At 66.4% G+C, this 17,979-nt stretch carries 19 protein-coding genes and 1 pseudogene; 8 read left to right on the forward strand and 12 right to left on the reverse strand.

The window, feature by feature from the left end; translation table 11 throughout:
• Positions 1 to 16: 16 nt before the first annotated feature.
• From CEX87_RS11710 to CEX87_RS11720, 3 genes and pseudogenes are all read left to right on the forward strand, one after another.
• Positions 17 to 184 (forward strand): annotated as a pseudogene (locus CEX87_RS11710) (DUF4383 domain-containing protein); the annotation flags it as partial.
• A gap of 99 nt (positions 185 to 283) precedes the next feature.
• Positions 284 to 832: a CsbD family protein gene (locus tag CEX87_RS11715; RefSeq protein WP_064396085.1), complete on the forward strand. Its 549-nt coding sequence runs from the start codon at positions 284 to 286 to the stop codon at positions 830 to 832.
• A gap of 26 nt (positions 833 to 858) precedes the next feature.
• Complete coding sequence (locus CEX87_RS11720; RefSeq protein ID WP_064396083.1) at positions 859 to 1,524, forward strand: hypothetical protein; 666 nt, start codon at positions 859 to 861, stop codon at positions 1,522 to 1,524.
• 7 nt (positions 1,525 to 1,531) lie between these two features.
• Here the strand turns inward: CEX87_RS11720 and CEX87_RS11725 are convergent, their stop codons facing one another.
• Positions 1,532 to 2,944: an NCS2 family permease gene (locus tag CEX87_RS11725; protein ID WP_064396081.1), complete on the reverse strand. Its 1,413-nt coding sequence runs from the start codon at positions 2,942 to 2,944 to the stop codon at positions 1,532 to 1,534.
• Between the two features lie 10 nt (positions 2,945 to 2,954).
• Positions 2,955 to 3,389: a MarR family winged helix-turn-helix transcriptional regulator gene (locus CEX87_RS11730; protein WP_064396079.1), complete on the reverse strand. Its 435-nt coding sequence runs from the start codon at positions 3,387 to 3,389 to the stop codon at positions 2,955 to 2,957.
• 51 nt (positions 3,390 to 3,440) lie between these two features.
• Between CEX87_RS11730 and CEX87_RS11735 the strand changes: the two genes are divergently transcribed.
• Complete coding sequence (locus CEX87_RS11735; RefSeq protein ID WP_064396078.1) at positions 3,441 to 4,076, forward strand: TIGR03086 family metal-binding protein; 636 nt, start codon at positions 3,441 to 3,443, stop codon at positions 4,074 to 4,076.
• On the opposite strand, the gene CEX87_RS11740 is transcribed toward CEX87_RS11735, so the two are convergent.
• The 3 genes from CEX87_RS11740 to CEX87_RS11750 form a co-directional block, all read right to left on the reverse strand.
• The gene (locus CEX87_RS11740; RefSeq protein ID WP_064396075.1) at positions 4,060 to 4,431 is read right to left on the reverse strand and encodes an NYN domain-containing protein; all 372 of its coding nucleotides are present in this window, start codon (positions 4,429 to 4,431) and stop codon (positions 4,060 to 4,062) included. The two genes, CEX87_RS11735 and CEX87_RS11740, sit on opposite strands and share 17 nt — an antisense overlap.
• A 135-nt stretch (positions 4,432 to 4,566) precedes the next feature.
• Positions 4,567 to 4,905, reverse strand: coding sequence for an anti-anti-sigma factor (locus tag CEX87_RS11745; RefSeq protein WP_332888884.1), 339 nt, complete (start codon positions 4,903 to 4,905; stop codon positions 4,567 to 4,569).
• A 186-nt stretch (positions 4,906 to 5,091) separates the two neighbouring features.
• Positions 5,092 to 6,336, reverse strand: a complete 1,245-nt coding sequence (locus CEX87_RS11750) for a DNA polymerase domain-containing protein (protein WP_094287223.1) — start codon at positions 6,334 to 6,336, stop codon at positions 5,092 to 5,094.
• A 55-nt stretch (positions 6,337 to 6,391) separates the two neighbouring features.
• On the opposite strand from CEX87_RS11750, the gene fadD2 reads away from it, so the two are divergent.
• Complete coding sequence (gene fadD2 / locus CEX87_RS11755) at positions 6,392 to 8,200, forward strand: long-chain-fatty-acid--CoA ligase FadD2 (RefSeq protein WP_094287225.1); 1,809 nt, start codon at positions 6,392 to 6,394, stop codon at positions 8,198 to 8,200.
• Between the two features lie 12 nt (positions 8,201 to 8,212).
• Here the strand turns inward: fadD2 and CEX87_RS11760 are convergent, their stop codons facing one another.
• The 5 genes from CEX87_RS11760 to CEX87_RS11780 form a co-directional block, all read right to left on the reverse strand.
• Positions 8,213 to 8,524, reverse strand: a complete 312-nt coding sequence (locus CEX87_RS11760; protein WP_064396067.1) for a hypothetical protein — start codon at positions 8,522 to 8,524, stop codon at positions 8,213 to 8,215.
• A gap of 40 nt (positions 8,525 to 8,564) precedes the next feature.
• Positions 8,565 to 8,840: a hypothetical protein gene (locus CEX87_RS27095; RefSeq protein ID WP_109395597.1), complete on the reverse strand. Its 276-nt coding sequence runs from the start codon at positions 8,838 to 8,840 to the stop codon at positions 8,565 to 8,567.
• Between the two features lie 62 nt (positions 8,841 to 8,902).
• Complete coding sequence (locus CEX87_RS11770; RefSeq protein WP_094287227.1) at positions 8,903 to 11,134, reverse strand: acyl-CoA dehydrogenase; 2,232 nt, start codon at positions 11,132 to 11,134, stop codon at positions 8,903 to 8,905.
• A 9-nt stretch (positions 11,135 to 11,143) separates the two neighbouring features.
• Positions 11,144 to 12,181 (reverse strand): 2-hydroxyacid dehydrogenase, encoded by a 1,038-nt coding sequence (locus CEX87_RS11775; RefSeq protein WP_233151351.1) that lies wholly within the window; start codon positions 12,179 to 12,181, stop codon positions 11,144 to 11,146.
• Positions 12,157 to 13,299, reverse strand: coding sequence for an alpha/beta hydrolase (locus CEX87_RS11780; protein ID WP_094287229.1), 1,143 nt, complete (start codon positions 13,297 to 13,299; stop codon positions 12,157 to 12,159). The genes CEX87_RS11775 and CEX87_RS11780 overlap by 25 nt, the downstream gene beginning before the upstream one ends.
• Positions 13,300 to 13,493: 194 nt before the next feature.
• Between CEX87_RS11780 and CEX87_RS11785 the strand changes: the two genes are divergently transcribed.
• Complete coding sequence (locus CEX87_RS11785; protein ID WP_094287231.1) at positions 13,494 to 14,069, forward strand: VOC family protein; 576 nt, start codon at positions 13,494 to 13,496, stop codon at positions 14,067 to 14,069.
• A 5-nt stretch (positions 14,070 to 14,074) separates the two neighbouring features.
• Here CEX87_RS11785 and CEX87_RS11790 read toward each other — a convergent pair whose 3' ends face one another.
• Positions 14,075 to 14,695: a TetR/AcrR family transcriptional regulator gene (locus CEX87_RS11790; RefSeq protein ID WP_064417535.1), complete on the reverse strand. Its 621-nt coding sequence runs from the start codon at positions 14,693 to 14,695 to the stop codon at positions 14,075 to 14,077.
• Between the two features lie 81 nt (positions 14,696 to 14,776).
• On the opposite strand from CEX87_RS11790, the gene CEX87_RS11795 reads away from it, so the two are divergent.
• Complete coding sequence (locus CEX87_RS11795) at positions 14,777 to 15,667, forward strand: oxygenase MpaB family protein (RefSeq protein ID WP_094287233.1); 891 nt, start codon at positions 14,777 to 14,779, stop codon at positions 15,665 to 15,667.
• Here the strand turns inward: CEX87_RS11795 and CEX87_RS11800 are convergent, their stop codons facing one another.
• Positions 15,668 to 17,008, reverse strand: coding sequence for an adenylate/guanylate cyclase domain-containing protein (locus CEX87_RS11800; protein ID WP_064396056.1), 1,341 nt, complete (start codon positions 17,006 to 17,008; stop codon positions 15,668 to 15,670).
• A gap of 62 nt (positions 17,009 to 17,070) precedes the next feature.
• On the opposite strand from CEX87_RS11800, the gene CEX87_RS11805 reads away from it, so the two are divergent.
• The gene (locus CEX87_RS11805; protein WP_064396054.1) at positions 17,071 to 17,961 is read left to right on the forward strand and encodes a class I SAM-dependent methyltransferase; all 891 of its coding nucleotides are present in this window, start codon (positions 17,071 to 17,073) and stop codon (positions 17,959 to 17,961) included.
• The last annotated feature ends 18 nt before the right edge of the window (positions 17,962 to 17,979 follow it).

The raw sequence follows: 17,979 nt of genomic DNA on the forward strand, positions 1-17,979 counted from the left end.
CGTGTAGCGGGCGGCGGTGGCCGTCGGGGCGGTTTTACTGCTCGCCGGAGTGCTGGGTTTCATCCCCGGTGTGACCACGGACTACGACGCCCTCACGTTCGCGGGTCACCACTCGGGTGCCCAGCTTCTCGGTGTGTTCAACGTGTCGGTGCTGGGTCTGCTGCTGGGCCGCGCCGGTGACGCGCCCGATCTCCTACGCGATTGAGCCATTGCTGTGCATCCGCCCACAGAGGGTTTCGGACCCCACAGCATGTGGAACCTTGACCCTTGAGAGGAGGCCCGAATGACGGACCACGACAAGGCCGGCCAGGCACGCGAAGGCCTGATCGACTCGGTGAAAGGCAAGGCCAAAGAGATGTTTGGCGCCATCACCGGAAACGACTCGCTGACCGCCGAAGGCCAACTGCAGCAGGCCGAGGCCGAACGCCGTAAAGAAGCCAACACGATCGACGCGGTCGCCGACGCGGAGGCGCGGGAGGCCCGCAGCGATGTGGTGGAGGCCAAGCGCGAGGGCGCCAAGGAGCGCACCGCGGCGAACGCCGAAGCGGCCGCCGAAAAGGGCGCGGTGGAGAACCAGAAGGCCGCCCAGAAGCGTGCCGCCGAAGCCGCCGCCCATCAGCAGCTCGAGCGCGAGCGCACCCAGGCCGAAATCGACGCCGAGCGCAAGGCGCGCGAAGCCAGGGCCGAGCAGCGGGCGGGGGTGCACGACGCCGACACCCAGCTCGCCGGCGCGCTCGAAGACCACCGCGAAGCCGTCGAGGAGTCGGCAAGCGCGAAAGCGGAGGCCGCCCGTATCCGGCGGCAGGCCGAAAACCTCAACGACGACGCCTGAGCAGGGCGTAGAAGGAGCTTGAACCGATGAGCCTCACCGCTATTCCGAAGGCGGTGCTGAAGTTTCAGTACCAGGTGGCCCGTGTGCCGCTGCAGTTGATCGACGACCGCTTCGTCGCCCGGATGGACGACGAAGCGCCGGCCCGGCTGTTCTACGAGCGTTCCCTGGGGATGCTCGACACTGCCGTGGGCACGGCGCTCGGTGATCACGAGCTCCAGAAGCGCGGCGCCACCCTCGTCGAGCGCAGCGACGCGTTGCGCCGCGCGGCAGAACTCGACGCGGCCGCCGACGAGAACGTCAAGCAGGCGGGCCGAGAGCTGAAGGTGACCCGCGAGAAGGCGCTGCAGGACAAGCAGAAGACGTTCGAGGAGACCGAGGCCGAAGCCCGCCAGGCGCGCACCGATGCGCAGGAGCGCAAGCGCGCGGCGGTTGAGAACGCCGAGAAGAAGATCGCCGAGGACAAGAAGAAGGCTGACGAGATCGCCGAACAGCGCAAGAAGAACGTCGAGACCGCCAAGCGCCGCGAAGAAGAGCAGATCGACGCGGCCGAGCGCACCGTCGCGAAGGTGGCCAGCGCCAAGATGGCCGACGCGCAGGACAAGCGCGTCGACGCGGCCACGACGCGTGCGCAGGCCGACAAGATCGACGACCTCGCCGACGCCGAGAAGGAAAAGCGACAAGCCGACCGCTGAGGGGGGGTCAGATCCCGAGCAGCGACTCGATCCAACCTCGCGCGAAGTACAGCAGGAAGCCCGCGGCGACCACCCACAACAGTGGGCTGATCTCGCGGGCTTTTCCTGCTGCCGACCGCAGCACCACCCACGCGATGAAGCCGACGCCGATGCCGTTGGCGATCGAGTACGAGAACGGCATCGTGGCCACCGTCAGCACTACGGGCAGCGCGACGGAGAACTCGGAGATGTCAATGTGTCGCAGGTGCGATACCATCATCGACCCGACGATCACCAGCGCGGCGGCGGCCACCTCCGTGGGTACCACCGACGCCAGCGGAGAGATGAACATCGCGGCGAGGAACAGGACGCCGGTCACGATGTTGGCCAGCCCGGTCCTGGCGCCCTCGCCGATGCCCGCACCCGATTCGACGAACACCGTGTTCGACGAGGCCGAGGATGCGCCGCCGACCACGGCGCCCGCGCCTTCGACGATCAGGGCCGCCCGCAGGCGCGGGAAGGTGCCCTTCTCGTCGGCGAGCCCGGCCTCGCGGGACAGGCCCGTGAACGTGCCCATTGCGTCGAAGAAGTTCGCGAACACGAGCGTGAACACGAACATGGTCGCGGCGATCACGCCGATGCGACCGAAGCTGTCCATGCTGAAGGCGCCGACGAGCGAGAGGTCGGGAAGCGCGAACGGTGAGCCCGACAGGGTCGGGACCGACAGGCTCCAGCCTCCGGGCTTGTCCGCGGCAGAGCCGAGGTGCCAGATCGACTCGGTCACTACCGCAACGACGGTGCCCGCGACGAGTCCGATCAGGATGCCGCCCCGCACTTTTCGGGCCACCAGGATGCCCGTCAGCAGCAGCGTGAAGGCGAAGACGACGGTGGGTACGGTGCTGATGGAGCCGCTGCCGTTGCCGCCGAGGCCGACCGGCGGTGACGCGACGCCCGTCGAACCGATGAACCCCGCGTCGACGAGGCCGATGAACAGGATGAACAGCCCGATGCCGGCCGTGATGGCCAGCTTCAGCTGCATCGGTACGGCATCGAAGACCAGCCGCCGCAATCCGGTCGCCGCCAGTACGACGATGATGAGCCCGTTGATCACCACCAGTCCCATGGCTTCGGCCCAGGTGAGGGAGCCGACGAGCGTCGTCGCCACGAACGAGTTGATGCCGAGACCGGCGGCGAACGCGAACGGCATCCGCGCGATGAGGCCGAACAGGATCGTCATCACGCCCGCAGCCAGCGCAGTGACCGCCGAAACCTCGGCGAATCGCAGCCGATCGCCGGTGACGTCGGTGGAACTGGACAGGATGATCGGGTTCAGGACGATGATGTAGGCCATCGCGATGAACGTGACCAGCCCGCCGCGGGCCTCCGCGCCGACCGTCGTGCCGCGCGCCGAGATCTCGAAGAAGCGGTCGAGGCGGTTCATTTCTCAGACCCTATGGGGTGTCCTCGACACCCGTCATCTCGTGCAGGGCCCGCAGGAACGCTCGCCGGTCGGCGGGGGAGAGCGCCGAAAGCCACCGCTCCTCGCCGCGCTGGATCTCCGTCTGCACCGAATCTTTAAGAGCACGGCCGGCTTCGGTGATCTCCAGCAGACGCACGCGCCGGTCGGCCGGGTCGGGTACGCGCTCGATGTAGCCGCGCTCCTGAAGTTCGTCGAGCGTGGGGATGATCCGGGTCTTGTCGGCGCCGATGGCTTCGGCGAGTGCGGCTTGGCTGCGCACCGGGGACTCGTCGAGCGCTGACAGCACGGCGTAACCCCACATCGAAACGCCGTGTTCGGCGAGCACGGGGGTCTCCAGGGCGATCAGCCGGCGCATCAGCGGGGCGAGCATCGCCGCGAGGTCTCGTCGTCGCGGCTTGGACGGCATGCAGGAATATTAAGCGTTGACCAATGATAAGCAGAGGCATATCGTAAGCGTATGTCTACTATTACCGATCTCCGACCGTTCCATCGAACAGCGATCAACGCCAGCGTCGACATCGTCTCGCGAGTGACGGTCGATGACCTCGATCGTCCGACGCCGTGTGGCGGGTGGGACCTCGGCGACCTGTTGACTCATATGACCGTGCAGCACAAGGGGTTTGCCGCCTCCGCTCGCGGAGCGGGTGGCGATCTCGGGGTGTGGAGGCCCCTGACCGTCGCGGACGCGGTCCGCGCCAACCCTGGCGGCGCCTATGCCGCCGCGGCCGCGGAGGTGGTGGCCGCGTTCGCTGGCGAGGGGGTGCTGGAGGCGACGTTCGTGCTACCGGAGTTCGGCGAGGACGCCACGGTTCCGGGTGCGATGGCGATCGGTTTTCACTTCGTCGATTACGTCGTGCACGGGTGGGACGTCGCCCGCAGCATCGGTGTGCCGTTCGGATTGCCCGACGACGTCGTTGCGGCCGTCGTGCCACTGGCGATGGGGGTACCTGACGGTGAAATTCGAGACGCGGACAACTCACCGTTCGCGCGTGCCGTGGAACCTCAGGCCGGGGCGAGCGACCTGGATCGGGTGCTGCGCCACTTGGGCCGATCGCCCGATTGGCGGCCCGCAGGCGTCACCGCGGATCGATGAGATCGCGCAACCTCTCCGCCGGGACGACGGACGCGCCGGCCTCGCGTACCCGCTCGGCAAGGGTGCGGTCGGACGTGGCCACGCTGATATCGGCAGGCCGGTCGTCGGCGAGGACCAGGCGGACGATCTCGTCATCGGCCGAATTGGGCGCCGGGCGCGGAGCATAGGCCACGGTGACGGCCGACGAGTCGATCGGAGGCTGGGGTGGGCGTTCGAACACCACGGTGACGTCATCGCCGTGAGCACGCCAGGATTCCAACCGCTTGACCAGCGTCACCATGGCGCGATGACGATCACGCCACCAGCCGTCGGGGCGCGAACCGATCACGTTCATACCGTCGACGATCCACCGCATCGCGTGTCGAGGACCGGCGTCGGTCGACGGTGAAGCGGGTTCAGAAGGCGTGGCCGGTCTGCTTGGCCGTCGGATGCCGACGGCCAAGCAGGTAACCGAGCCAGCGAATATCGAGAAGCACCTGGTCGCCTTCCGCTATGCGGTCTTCTGGGTCAACAGCGGCAATGGGCGACGCCGTTGGTTGAGGTCGCTTGCGAACTGCGCAAGCGCATCGGGGACCGAATCGGCGACCGGCACACTCACTCCGGAAGCGCACAGCACGCGTTCGACGGCGTTGCTGGGGATGACAGTCCATTCCACATCGGTGTCGAAGCAGCACTCGTCGATGTCGTACATCAACGAAACAACCTGTCGCGCACACGAACTCACACCGCTGAGGTTAAGGACGAACGGCTTTTCCGCGAGGACGAACCGGCGCGCGAATGCGGTGATCCGTTCGATGTTGGTTTCATCGATGATCCCATCGATGGTCACGACAGTCGCCAGCTGGCGGCACACCGCATGAAGCTGGGCGCCGGCGCATTCGAATGACGGATTTCCGTACATCACTGCCCCCTGTAGCACCTCAACTCGACCTTGGTACTCAAGGTAAGCGGCCAACTTAAGGCCACCGGGAGCAGCGGCTAATACTTTCGTAAGAAGCGAAAGAGCCTTGAATCGTCAACTATCGCGCATCCACTGGGGTCCGGAGTAGTTCTCCCACGGGCTGTAGTCGGCCAGCAACTCCTCCTGGGCGGGGCGCTCGTCTTCGGGCACGTGCTGAAGGTTGATCCGGATGCGGTACCAGATCGAGCTGGGACCCCGCATACCGTCGACCAGAATGTCTGCCGGTTCCAACTTTTCGGCTGCGGTCGGGTGCCGTCGTCGCCATTCGTCCAACGCCGCCATCGCCTCGTCCTTGGTCTTTGTGCGGGCGATCTCGATGAGCGGCTTCGAGGAGACCCGCCGACCGGTTCCTGCGCTCGAACGTTTGGCCCCGCGTGGTGCCCTTTCCGCCGGACCGAGCCGGTCGGCGAGGTCCAGCAGCGCGTCCAGCGAGCCCGCTGAATCGTCTATGCCCTCCCAGGGGTCACCGTGTTCGGCGAACCGTTGTGGCACCGTCGCGATCGTGAACGCCTCCGGCAGGCATCCGGGCACCTCGCTCCAGAGCAGCGGCGTCGACACCCTGGCGTCAGGGGTCGCGCGCACCGAATAGGCCGAGGCGACCGTCCGGTCGAACGCGTTCTGATTGAAATCGACGAAAACGCCCTCGCGCTCTTCCTTCCACCAGCGCGCGGTGGCGATCTCGGGCGCTCGGCGCTCGACCTCGCGCGCCACCGCCTGCGCAGCGAGCCGGACGAACTTGAACGGCCACCGCCGCTGGATGCGGGCGTATATGTGGAAGCCCCGCGATCCCGATGTCTTGGGCCATGCCGTCAGTCCGTGGTCCTCGAGCACATCGCGGGCGACCATCGCGACGTCGATGATCTGGGGCCACTCGACACCCGGCATCGGGTCCAGGTCGACGCGCAGCTCGTCGGGATGCGCGAGATCGTCTGACCGAACCGGGTGGGGGTTGAGGTCGACGCATCCGAGGTTGACCGCCCACACCAGGCCGGCCGCATCGCGCAGCACCGCTTCGGCCGCCGACGTCCCTGACGCGTACTTCAACTCGGCGACGTCGATGAAGTCAGGCCGCTTCTTCGGGGCGCGCTTCTGAAACACCGCCTCCTCGGTGATGCCCTTGACGAACCGCTTGAGGATCATCGGCCGGTCACGCACACCGCGCAGGGCGCCGTCGGCGACGCTGAGGTAGTAGTGCATCAAGTCCGACTTGGTGACGTCGATATCGGGGAAGACCACCTTGTCGGGGTGGCTGATGGGCACCTGGTGACCCTCGACCTCAAGGTACCGGGGTGCGGCCATAGCGTCATGCTAGTTTCCCGGCCGTACTGCGACGCGGGTCACATATGGTGGGGACATGGCAAGACTCTCCGAGCTCCCGTCGCAAGCGCTCGCCAAGGCTCAGCAACTCGTCGAACGCGGGTCGGCCGAGCTGCACTACGCCACCAAGATGTTCGGAGCGGGCGCGTTCAAGATCGAACCCCCGCAGAACGTCGCCGGAATGCTCGCCGACATCCGGCGTTGGGGCGAGTTCGGGATGATCCCGGCCCTGAACGCCCGCCGCACCCCCGATCGCACCGCGATCATCGACGACTTCGGCGAGATGACGTTCAAAGAACTCGACGACGCCGCACATTCAGTGGCCAACGGCCTGCTCGAAAAGGGCGTCAAGGGCGGTGACGGGGTCGCGATCCTGGCCCGCAACCACCGGTGGTTCCTCGTCGCGCTGTACGGCGCCGCCCGCACCGGCGCGCGGATCATCCTGCTCAACAGCGAGTTCTCCGGACCCCAGGTCAAGGAGGTGTCCGAACGTGAGGGCGCCAAGCTGATCATCTACGACGACGAGTACTGCCAGGCCGTGTCCAAGGCGGATCCGCCGCTGGGCAAGTTGCGCGCGCTCGGCGTAAATCCCGATAAGGGCGAACCGTCGGACAGCACCGACGAGACGCTCGAGGACTTCGTCTCCCGCCACTCCGGTAAGTCGGCGCCCAAGGCGACCAAGCACTCGTCGGTGATCATCCTGACCAGTGGGACGACGGGAACACCCAAGGGCGCCAACAGAAGTACACCGCCGACCCTCGCTCCCATCGGCGGCGTGCTCTCGCATGTGCCGTTCAAGGGTGGCGAGATCACCGCGCTTCCGGCGCCGATGTTCCACGCGTTGGGCTTCCTGCACGCGACGATCTCGATGATGTTGGGCACGACGCTGTTGCTGCGCAGGCGGTTCAAGGCCCAGAAGGTCCTCGAGGACATCGAGGAGCACAAAGTGACCGCGGTGGTGGTCGTTCCGGTGATGTTGTCGCGCATGCTCGATGCGCTTGACGACATGGATCGCAAGCCCGACTTGTCGTCGTTGCGGATCGTGTTCGTATCGGGGTCGCAGCTGGGCGCCGAGATGGCGCAGCGCGGGCTCAAGATGCTCGGACCCGTGATATACAACCTCTACGGGTCGACCGAGATCGCGTTCGCCACGATCGCGCGACCCCAGGATCTGGAGAAGAACCCGGCCACCGTCGGACCGGTCGTGAAGGGCGTCAAGGTCAAGATCCTCGACGACGACGGCAACGAACTGCCCCAGGGCGAGGTCGGGCGGATCTTCGTCGGCAACTTCTTCCCGTTCGAGGGCTACACCGGGGGCGGACACAAGCAGATCATCGACGGGCTGATGTCGTCGGGCGACGTCGGCTATTTCGACGAGAACGGTCTGCTCTACGTCAGTGGCCGCGACGACGAGATGATCGTGTCCGGCGGCGAGAACGTGTTCCCCGCCGAGGTGGAGGACCTGATCAGCGGACACCCGGAGGTTGTCGAGGCCACCGCGGTGGGCGTCGAGGACAAGGAATGGGGCCACCGGCTGCGGGCCTTCGTGGTCAAGACCGACGGCGCCTCGATCGGTGAGGACGACATCAAGGGTTATGTCCGCGAGCATCTGGCGCGCTACAAGGTGCCGCGCGAGGTCGTCTTCCTCGACGAGTTGCCGCGCAATCCGACCGGCAAGATCTTGAAGCGTGAGCTCCGGGAGATGGACGTTGACGGAGGCGGCGAGAAGGCGAAAGCCGACGGAGGCGGCGAGAAAGCGAAAGCCGACGGAGGCGGCGAGAAGAAGGCCGACGGAGGCGGCGAGAAGAAGGCCGACGAGAAGGCGGAAGCCAACCAGCCGGAATAGTCAGGCCGTGCCCTAATCGGCCATCGCGGCCGCGCCGGGAATCGACAGGCACACCAGCATCAGCAGGAGCAGGAACCATCCGGCGCCCTGCCACTGGACCCAGGTGCCCTGCGCCCTCCACTCGCGGTAGGTCTTGATGAACGCGCCGATACCGCCGAGCAACAGGATTGTGGGCACGGTCGAGGCGGCGACGACCGAGGTCTTCGACACAAGGGCGTAGATGACGAAGGCGACGGCGGCCACCGCGACCACGACCGCGGCATAGGTGGCAGCGGCCCGAAACGCTTTCGGCCGGTCCCAGCGTTTCTCGACGTCGTTGGTCATAACAGAAATGTTGCCGTCGGTACGTTCATTGAAACGCTCGTCAGGGATTGTTGACGAACGCGGACAGGCAGCCGGGGATGTCGCGGCAGGCGATTACCGCCGTCTGGTCGGGCGGGCCACCACGTACTCGCGGCGGTCGAGGCCCGAAGTTGCACGACTTCGCCCAGGGGTTCCCGGGGATGATGCCGGGATAGCAGGGCGCGGACTGTTCGTGTGGCGTCGGATCGTCGGCAAGGACCGTCGGCGCCAGAAACAGCCCTGTCATCGCCGCCGTGCCGGCGACGACGCGGGCGCTACGGACACCAAGACCGCTCATGACTACCGCCAACCATTGGACGCAACCGCAGATCTCAGGCTACGCCGTTTCAGCAAGCGCCTTTACGGATCGCGCGGCAGTCCCAACAGGCGTTCGGCGATGATGTTGAGCTGCACTTCGGTCGTGCCGCCGTAGATCGTGGTTGCCCTGCTGCCGAGCAGGTACTCCGCCCACCGGCCGGGCTCCTGCTCCGGGTCACCGACCGCGCCGTCGGTGCCGAACGAGGACACCGCGAACTCCGCGTAGCCCTGGCCGGTTTTCATCGACAGCAGTTTGGAGATCGCCGCCGACGGCATCGGATCGGCACCAGCGAGTGTGAGCAGCGTCGAGCGCATGTTGAGCACCTTGGCGGCATGCCCTTCGGCGATGAGCCTGCCCGCGTGGTTCTGCTCGATCTGGTCGAACTGCCCGTCCTGAAGGAACGTGATGAAGTCGGCCAGGCTGGCCAGGAACGGCGGCTCACTGCTGCCGATCGAAACCCGTTCGTTGGTCAGCGTGTTCCTGCTGACCTCCCAGCCGCGGTTCACCTCACCGAGCACCATCTCGTCGGGCACGAACACGTCGTCGATGAAGACCGTGTTGAACATCGCGTTGCCGGTCAGCTCGCGAAGCGGCTTAACCTCGACGCCCTCGCTGGCCATGTCGAGCAGGAAGTAGGTGATCCCATTGTGTTTTGGAGCGCTTGGCTCCGTTCTTGCCAACAGCGCGCCCCACTGCGAGTACTGCGCACCGGTGGTCCAGATCTTCTGCCCGGTGATCCGCCAGCCGCCGTCGACCTTGGTGGCCTTGGTCGTCAGGCTGGCCAGGTCCGAACCCGCACCGGGCTCGGAAAACAGCTGACACCAGATCATTTCGCCGCGGAAGGTGGGCGGTAGGAAACGCTGTTGCTGTTCGTCGGTGCCGAACGCGACGATCGAGGGGATGATCCAGGCCGCGATGCCCATCTGCGGGCGCTTGACCCTGCCGGTGTCGAACTCCTGGGCAATGATGATCTGCTCGACGGGGCCGGCCGCGCGTCCCCACGGCTTGGGCAGATGCGGTTGCACCCAACCGCCCTCGGCGATCGCGACATTGCGCTCTTCGCGTGAGATGGCTTTCAGCGCAGCCACTTCCGCGCGGATCTCGTCACGCAGCTTCTCGGTCTCGGGATCGAGATCGATGTTGAGTTTGCGCATCCCCGTGCTGGTAGCGGCGTCGACGACCTGCTGCGGGTAGTCGGCGTGCCTGCCGAAACCGGCCGCCAGCACCAGCGCACGCCGGTAGTACACGTTGGTGTCGTGCTCCCAGGTGAACCCGATGCCGCCGTGCACCTGGATGCAGTCCTGAGCGCAGTGCTGGGCGGCCTCGGGTGCCAGGGTGGCCGCCACGGCAGCGGCGAACTCGAATGCGATTTCGGCAGAGCCGGTTTCGGGGTCTTCTCCGCTGCGCACGTGCGCGGTGAACTCGTCGATGGCGCGGGCCGCATCCCAGACGGCGGCGGTGGCCCGCTCGGTGTCGGCGATCATCGAAGCGCACTTGTGCTTGATGGCCTGAAACTGTCCGATGGGCCTGCCGAACTGTTCGCGAATCTTGGCGTACGCCGCGGCGGTGTCGGTGGCCCACCGCGCCACGCCGATGCACTCCGCCGACAGCAGCGTCGAGATCAGCGCGCGCGCCAGCGGCCGGCTCAGGTTGCTCAGCACCCGGTCGTCGCTCACTTCGATGGCGTTCGCCCGCACGTGTGCCAACGGGCGCAGCGGATCGAGGCTCTTGACGGGTTCGATCTCCAGTTGGTCGGCATCGAGGATCACCCACTCCTCGCCGCTCTCGATGGCGACCGGCAGCACCAGCAGCGACGCCTCTGCGGCGCCTGGCACGGCACGCACTTCCCCGCGGATGACCAGACCGGCGGCATCGCCTTCGCCGTGCCGGGTGGCGGTCAGGCTCGAGTCGATGGCGTAGGTCGCGATCGTCGCGCCGGAGGCCAGGTCGCCCAGTTGTGGGGCGTTGGGGTCGTGTACGGCGATCAGCGCGCTGGCGATGGCCGACGGAACGAACGGCCCCGGTACCGCGCCGTAGCCGAACTCGGCGGCGACGATGGCCAACTCGAGTATCCCGAAGCCCTGCCCGCCAACGTCTTCGGACAGGTGCACACCTTGCAGACCTTGATCGGCCGCGCCCTTCCAGTAGGGCGGCGGATTGGGAATCGGCGTCTCCAGCGCTTCGTGGAGCACCTCGGAGGGCGCCACCCGAGCGACGAAGGACCGCACCGAGTCGGCCAGGTCGCTGTGCTCAGGGTTGATGGCGATGGGCATACCTGCACCTCACTGTGACGGACCGTCCCTAATAACCGGTCGGTTGGGAGACACGATACCGTTCACGGCGTTCGCCAGTTCACGGCCGTCCCACAGCCGCCGGCAGTTGTCCAGACCGTGTTCCAGATACCTGCGCATCGTGTCGGCGGTGTACCAGGTGACGTGTGGGGTGAGCACGACGTTGTCGACCCCGAGCAGCGGGTTGTCGGCCTCTACGGGCTCGGTGGCGAAGACGTCGAGTCCCGCGCCGGCCAACTTTCCAGACCGCAGCGCGTCGACGAGGGCGGGCTCGTCGACGATGGGTCCGCGGCTGGTGTTGATCAGGACAGCGCCGGGCTTCATCCGGTCCAGCGCTGCGCGGTCGATCATGCCCGCTGTCGCGTCGGTCAGTGGAAGATGCAGGGAGACGATGTCGCTGGCGGCCAGCAGGTCGGGTAGCGCACGCCAGCTCGGATGGCCGTCGTCGCGCGTGCTGGTGTGCAGGACCTCGGCATCCATCGCCTGAACGATTCGCTCGACCCTGGTGGCGACGTTGCCGTAACCGACCAAACCGACGGTGCAGCCCCCGATGTCGCGCACGGTTTCGCCCAGGCTCGGGTCGGACGGCCAACCCCGTCCCTCACGGGTGGCGCGGTCGAGTTCGGTCACCCTGCGCAAGGCGGCCAGCATCAGCAACACGGCACCCTCGGCTACCGACGGTGCGTTGGCCCCCGGCATGTTGGCGACCGCGATGCCCAGGGCGGTCGCGGCGTCCACGTCGATGGTGTTGACTCCGGCGCCCATCTTGTGCACGAGCAGGCAGCGTCGCGCTTTGGCGAGATCGTCTCCCGAAATCGGCCGAAGCACATGCCAAATCACCTCGGCCTCGGGAAGCTCCCGGTAGAAGGCGGTGTCGTCGTCCTCGGCGCAGTAGCGGATGTCGAGCCAATCGGACTGCGGTGCAACGAAATCGATGGCCTTCGCACCGGGAGTGAAATGAGCGAGGACCCTCAGCGGCGAGCGTTCGCGCGACGGGTCGGCGTCTAATGCCACCGCTTCACGATCCACTTGGCGATGGTATCGGCCTGTTCGCTGCGCGCCCCGGGAGTGGTGAAGTAATGATCGGTGTCGATGGAGGACTGCGTCTTGTCCGAGCTGGCAAGCGCCTCGAAGATGTGCTGGGCGTCCGACGGGAACACGCCTGTGTCCTGGTCGGCGTTGATCACCAGAGCCGGGCACGTGATCCGGTTGAGGTGCGGTTCGGCGCGAGTCTGGGCGTGTCGAAGGCTCCACATGCCGATCCAGTTGCGCAATGTGCAGGCCGCGGCGATACCGCGTGCAGATCTGTTGGCCTGCATCGGTACTCCGGCATAACACATGTTCGGGGGTCGCTTCGTCGGCTCCAGGGCAGGATCGACCATGCGCGGGTCCGCCCATGTCCGCAACACCGTGAATGGGCGGTCGGAGAAACCGGCCGCCCGCACATGCTCGAGTTCGGCCTCGGCCCAGTCGGTGATCGCGTCGTTTCGTGCGATCTGGGCGGCACGGTACCGCTCGACGAACTCAGCCGAAAATGGCGGACCGTTACTCTCGTCAAAGAGATCGAGGTCGGGATCGCTTGCGACCGCGTCAGTTTCGTCGACGACCGCCGCGTCCATCCAGGCGGTGAGCACATCGGGGCGGCCGGGATGCGCCGCGGTCGAGACGTACCCGTCGGCGGCGGGCAGGTCGGTCAGGCCCGTTGCGGGACGCATTCCCGGAAGCGGTGTCACATGTGGGTCGACGGCCTGTGCCTGGTAGGCCGCCATCAGCGAACCGCCACCGGAGTTTCCCAGCAGCACAATTGTTTCCACGTCCTGGACCTCGCGCAGCCATCGCACCCCGACGCCGATGTCGACGAGTGCATGATCGAGCAGGAAGCTGCTCTCGAACCCGCGATAGCGGGTGTTCCAGCCCAGGAAACCGATGCCGCGGGTGGCCATGTAATCGGCGAGATAGTGCTCGGAGAAATCGATCTGGTAGTGCGTGGCGATCATCGCGACCTTCGGTTTGCGGCCCACCCCGCGGTGATAGAGGCCCTGGCACGGATGCCCACCCGCACCCGCCCGCCTGGCGGTCGGGGAATCAAGACCGACGAACTCACGGATGACACCCGGCGTTGCGGTGCTCGACGGCGTTTTGGTCATCCGGACCGCCCCCTGCCGGGCCAAAAAGCAAGGGCTACAGGCTGTTCAACGATCTTGATGATCGGTCTGACCGGCGGTGGGACGCGCGGGACGATCGTCATAACGGTGCTGGTCCGTTCGTCATTGCTCGTGATTGCCCCTGATGCTAAATTCGATTTGCGTTTCTGGCCAGAGATTCGCGCTAGGAGGCGCCAGTGATCAGGCCCGACAATCCCAACACCGAGTTCGAACTCGGCGGCATCAACCATGTCGCGCTGGTGTGCTCGGATATGGCGAAAACCGTCGACTTCTACAGCAACGTCCTCGGTATGCCGTTGATCAAGTCGCTCGATCTGCCGGGAGGCATGGGGCAGCACTTCTTCTTCGACGCCGGTAACGGCGACTGTGTCGCGTTCTTCTGGTTCGCCGACGCTCCGGACCGGGTTCCCGGTGTTTCCTCGCCTGAGGCCATCCCGGGGATCGGGGATATCGTCAGCGCCGTCAGCACGATGAACCATCTGGCATTTCACGTGCCTGCCGAGAAGTTCGACGAATATCGGCAGCGGCTCAAGGCCAAGGGCGTGCGGGTCGGTCCGGTGCTCAATCATGACGACAGCGAGGCCCAGGTCTCGCTGACGGTGCACCCCGGTGTTTACGTCAGGTCGTTCTACTTCCTCGACCCCGACGGCATTACGCTCGAATTCGCCTGCTGGACCAAGGAGTTCGGCGAGAGCGACGCGAAGGCGACGCCGAGGACCGCCGCGGACCGACGCCCGAGGGTGACCGCCTGAGTCGGTCAGACGTCGTTCGTCGGTACACCCGAGATCGCGTTGATGTTCGCCGCGAGCCGGTCGATGAGTTGGTCGGCGTCTAGATCTAGGCGCCCCGCCAGCCACGTGCTGATCGTCTGGCCCACCCCGCCGACCGCGAAATGCGCCGTCGCTTCGTCGAGTTCGTTCTCGTACGGGCCGACCGCGCCCGCGTGCTGCAGCAGCAACTGCGCGAACAGGGCTGTCGACTCGACGCGTTTGCGCATGATCACCGTGTTCGACAATTCAACGCTGAACACCAGGCGACCCACGCGCTGATCTGCGGCGATGGTGTGCACGATGTTCGCCATCGCCGCGCGCGGCTGCTCGCGGGGCGGCGCGGCCACGACGGCCGCCTGGGTTGTCGCCGCGATATCGGCGATCACCCAGTCGTAGACCTGCCCGGCGAAGTCGTCCTTGTCGTGGAACGTTTCATAGAAGTAGCGCACACCCAGGCCGGCCTTGGCGCAGATCGCCCGCACCGTCAACTCGGCGAGATCTTCCGCACCCGCGCCGAGCAGCTCGAGGCCGGCGTCGAGCAGGCGCAGCCGGCGCTGCGCGAGGCGCTGGGCCGCGGCGACGCCCCGATAGGGCCGTACCTGTGCCATGACCGCCATCTTGACACCCGGCACCGAGCGGAGGCAATATCAGGAAACACGTGTTATCACATTTACGATAGGGGTCCCCCGATGGTTTCCCAGCCGATCGACCACGTCGGAAGACCGGTCAACGACGCGCCGCTGCCCGGGCGCAAGCTGCGTCGCAACGTCGCGCCAGGGGACGCCATGCTCGGGATCGGCCTGCTGTCGGGTCCGGCCAACGTGATCATGGAACTCTCGCGGCCGGGCGTCGGATACGGCGTCAAAGACAGCCGCGTCGAGAGTGGCCGCGCGGACCGGCACCCGATCAAGCGGGCGCGGACGACGTTCACCTATCTCGCCGTCGCGCTCGCGGGCACCGATGAGCAGAAGGCCACGTACCGGCGTGCGGTCAACCGGTCGCACGCCGAGGTGTACTCGCTGCCGGACAGCCCGGTCGAGTACAACGCGTTCAACAAGGATCTTCAGCTGTGGGTGGCAGCTTGCCTGTACAAGGGCTTCGTCGACGTATACCGGGTCTTCGTCGGCGAGATGGATGACGAATCGGCCGACCGCCACTACCGCGACGGTGCGGCGCTGGGCACCACGCTGCAGGTTCCAGAAGAGATGTGGCCCGCCGACCGCAAGGCCTTCGACGAGTACTGGCAGGAGTCGCTGGACAAGGTCCACATCGACGACGGGGTGCGGGAGTACCTGTGGCCGATCGCCGCGGGCCGGCTCGGCGAGCTCAAGGCTCCGGCATGGCTGCAGAAGCGCACGGATGCGTTCAGCCTCTTCATCACGACCGGCTTCCTGCCTCAGCGGTTCCGTGACGAAATGCGACTGCCGTGGGATGCGAAGAAACAGCGCAGGTTCAATCGGGTGATGGCCATGCTGGGCCGCATCAACAATGTGATGCCGCGATTCGTCCGCCAGTTTCCGTTCAACGTCCTGCTCAAGGATCTGGACTGGCGCGTGCGCACCGGCCGTTCGCTGGTGTAGTCAGTCCGGCGGTGATACCCGAAAGACTTCGGTGTCCTCGGGTAAGCCCTTGAGCCGGTGCAGGCCGAGGGATTCGAATCTCAGCCCGGAACCCGCGGACAGGTCACGAACCGTACGGCTGGCGAGGATCTCGCCAGCCGTCGCCATCGCTTCGATGCGTGCACCGGTGTGCACGGCGAGACCGGTCCATTCCCGTCCGCGGCGTTCGCACTCGCCGGTGTGAAGTCCGACCCTGATCGGGATGCTGCGCGAAGCCAGCGCCGGAACGAGTTCCAGAGCACAGCGTGCCGCCCTCGACGGCGAGTCGAAGAGGAGAAACACTCCGTCTCCGGTGTGGTTTGCGCGGACACCGCCGTGCAGAGCGGCGACATGGTCGGTCACCGCGTCGTGAGCGTCGAGTCGGTGCCGCCAATGTGTATCACCTTGTCGGCTCAGCGTTTCCGTCGAACCGACGATGTCGGTGAACATCACGGTTTTCAGCAGCCGTTCGTCGGCGGGGCCGCTGGGACTCCTGCCGACGAACGTGAGCACGACCTCGCATAGTTCCTCCAGGACATCGAATCCGCCGTGCGAGCCGGCCGGCAGCGGATGGAACCGCGCATTGGGGATGCCGGCCGCCAGCGCCTGCGCGGCCTCGATGGCCACGAACCGGTCGTGGGGTCGTGCGACCACCAACGTGGGCGCGCGCACCGAGCCAAGGACACCGCGCACGTCAATGTCCACGAATGCGCGCCAGCGCAGCTTCGCCATGGCCGGGCTGGCGATCGAACGCTGCATCTTGCCGAACATCTGCCGAACGCCCGGTGCGTCGGCCATCGGCCCATAGAACAGGTCCGCGAGCGCTCCCTCACCCCAACATCTGTCGATCTCGTCGAGCTGCGCTTCGATCTGCGCCGGAGTGAAACCCCACGGGAAGTCCGGACAATCCTGGGAGAATCGAGCCGCGGTGGCGTAGAGCGCGAGGTGGCTGACGCGTTCCGGATAACGCGCCGCGAAGAGAATGCTGATCGAACCGCCTTCACTAGACCCGACGAGAGCGGGTCGGTCGACCCCCACCGCGTCGATGACAGCTCGCAGATCGTCGACCCTCTCGTCGAAGGTCAGCATGTCGCCGGCCGGATCCGACAACCCGGTGCCCCGTCGGTCCCACATGACGAACTGGCACGAACCGGCGACGATGTCGACAAGCGGTTTGTAGGGGCTGCCGGGCTCATCGAAGGTGTCCACATTGGAGACGGCCCACCCCGCGGACCAGACCAGCACCGGTCCCGAGTCTCCGAAGACCCGGTATGCGAGGCGCACATCGCCGTTACGTGCGTAGTGCACGCGCCCGTCGGCCACGTCAATATGGTGGCACCCGGCTGCTCAGCCCGCTGTCAGAATCGCGGCGTACAAAGAGGTACATGCGTACCGATGACGACACGTGGGACATCACCACGAGCGTCGGCTCGACCGCGTTGTTCGTTGCGGCCGCCCGTGCGCTGGAGGCGCAGAAGCCGGACCCGATCGCTGTCGACCCCTTCGCCGAGACGTTCTGCCGGGCGGTGGGTGGTGAGTGGGCGGACCTGCTCGACGGCCGGGCGCCCGGACACGCGCTCACCACCGATGACTTCGGCGCCGCTTTCGTAGACTTCCAAGCCGTCCGCACCAAGTACTTCGACGACTACTTCCGCGCGGCCGCTGACGCGGGACTTCGGCAGATCGTGCTGCTTGCGGCCGGCTTGGATTCGCGCGCGTACCGCCTGGACTGGCCCGACGGCACCGTGGTGTTCGAGTTGGACCAGCCGCGGGTGCTCGAGTTCAAACGGCAGGTCCTCGAAGCGCACACCCCGCGGGCCGAACGCCGTGAGGTCCCGGTCGATCTGCGCGACGACTGGGCCCACGCGCTGCGTGACGAAGGGTTCGACCCTGACGAACCATCGGCCTGGATCGCCGAGGGCCTACTGATCTATCTGCCGGCCGGCGCGCAACGCGAGCTGTTCACCGGGATCGACTCGCTGGCCGCGGCCGGCAGTCACGCCGCGGTGGAGGAGGCCGCGCCGATGGACGCGGGGGCCTTCGAGGCCAAAAGGGAAGAGGAGCGGTCCGCCGGAGAGGAGGACACGTTCTTCACCCTCGTCTACAACGAACAGCATGAACCCGCCGCGCAGTGGTTCGGTGCCCGCGGGTGGCGTGCCGAGGCCACACGCCTCGAGGACTGGTTGTCTGAGCACGGCCGGCCGGTGCCCGAGGAGGGGTCGGAGGCCGCGACGATGACTGGGACTATAAGCCTGGTGAGCGCTGTCAAGGCGTGAGCTTGTTCACCCGCTGAG

This window comes from Mycobacterium lehmannii (genome assembly GCF_002245535.1).
GTDB lineage: Bacteria > Actinomycetota > Actinomycetes > Mycobacteriales > Mycobacteriaceae > Mycobacterium > Mycobacterium lehmannii.

Excerpts from the sequence above, each read along its gene's own strand:
- CEX87_RS11715 (WP_064396085.1), top strand. The coding sequence starts at position 284 with ATGACGGACCACGACAAGGCCGGCCAGGCACGCGAAGGCCTGATCGAC.
- CEX87_RS11720 (WP_064396083.1), top strand. The coding sequence starts at position 859 with ATGAGCCTCACCGCTATTCCGAAGGCGGTGCTGAAGTTTCAGTACCAG.
- CEX87_RS11725 (WP_064396081.1), bottom strand. The coding sequence starts at position 2,944 with ATGAACCGCCTCGACCGCTTCTTCGAGATCTCGGCGCGCGGCACGACG.
- CEX87_RS11730 (WP_064396079.1), bottom strand. The coding sequence starts at position 3,389 with ATGCCGTCCAAGCCGCGACGACGAGACCTCGCGGCGATGCTCGCCCCG.
- CEX87_RS11735 (WP_064396078.1), top strand. The coding sequence starts at position 3,441 with ATGTCTACTATTACCGATCTCCGACCGTTCCATCGAACAGCGATCAAC.
- CEX87_RS11740 (WP_064396075.1), bottom strand. The coding sequence starts at position 4,431 with ATGCGGTGGATCGTCGACGGTATGAACGTGATCGGTTCGCGCCCCGAC.
- CEX87_RS11750 (WP_094287223.1), bottom strand. The coding sequence starts at position 6,336 with ATGGCCGCACCCCGGTACCTTGAGGTCGAGGGTCACCAGGTGCCCATC.
- fadD2 (WP_094287225.1), top strand. The coding sequence starts at position 6,392 with ATGGCAAGACTCTCCGAGCTCCCGTCGCAAGCGCTCGCCAAGGCTCAG.
- CEX87_RS11760 (WP_064396067.1), bottom strand. The coding sequence starts at position 8,524 with ATGACCAACGACGTCGAGAAACGCTGGGACCGGCCGAAAGCGTTTCGG.
- CEX87_RS27095 (WP_109395597.1), bottom strand. The coding sequence starts at position 8,840 with ATGAGCGGTCTTGGTGTCCGTAGCGCCCGCGTCGTCGCCGGCACGGCG.
- CEX87_RS11770 (WP_094287227.1), bottom strand. The coding sequence starts at position 11,134 with ATGCCCATCGCCATCAACCCTGAGCACAGCGACCTGGCCGACTCGGTG.
- CEX87_RS11780 (WP_094287229.1), bottom strand. The coding sequence starts at position 13,299 with ATGACCAAAACGCCGTCGAGCACCGCAACGCCGGGTGTCATCCGTGAG.
- CEX87_RS11790 (WP_064417535.1), bottom strand. The coding sequence starts at position 14,695 with ATGGCACAGGTACGGCCCTATCGGGGCGTCGCCGCGGCCCAGCGCCTC.
- CEX87_RS11795 (WP_094287233.1), top strand. The coding sequence starts at position 14,777 with ATGGTTTCCCAGCCGATCGACCACGTCGGAAGACCGGTCAACGACGCG.
- CEX87_RS11805 (WP_064396054.1), top strand. The coding sequence starts at position 17,071 with ATGCGTACCGATGACGACACGTGGGACATCACCACGAGCGTCGGCTCG.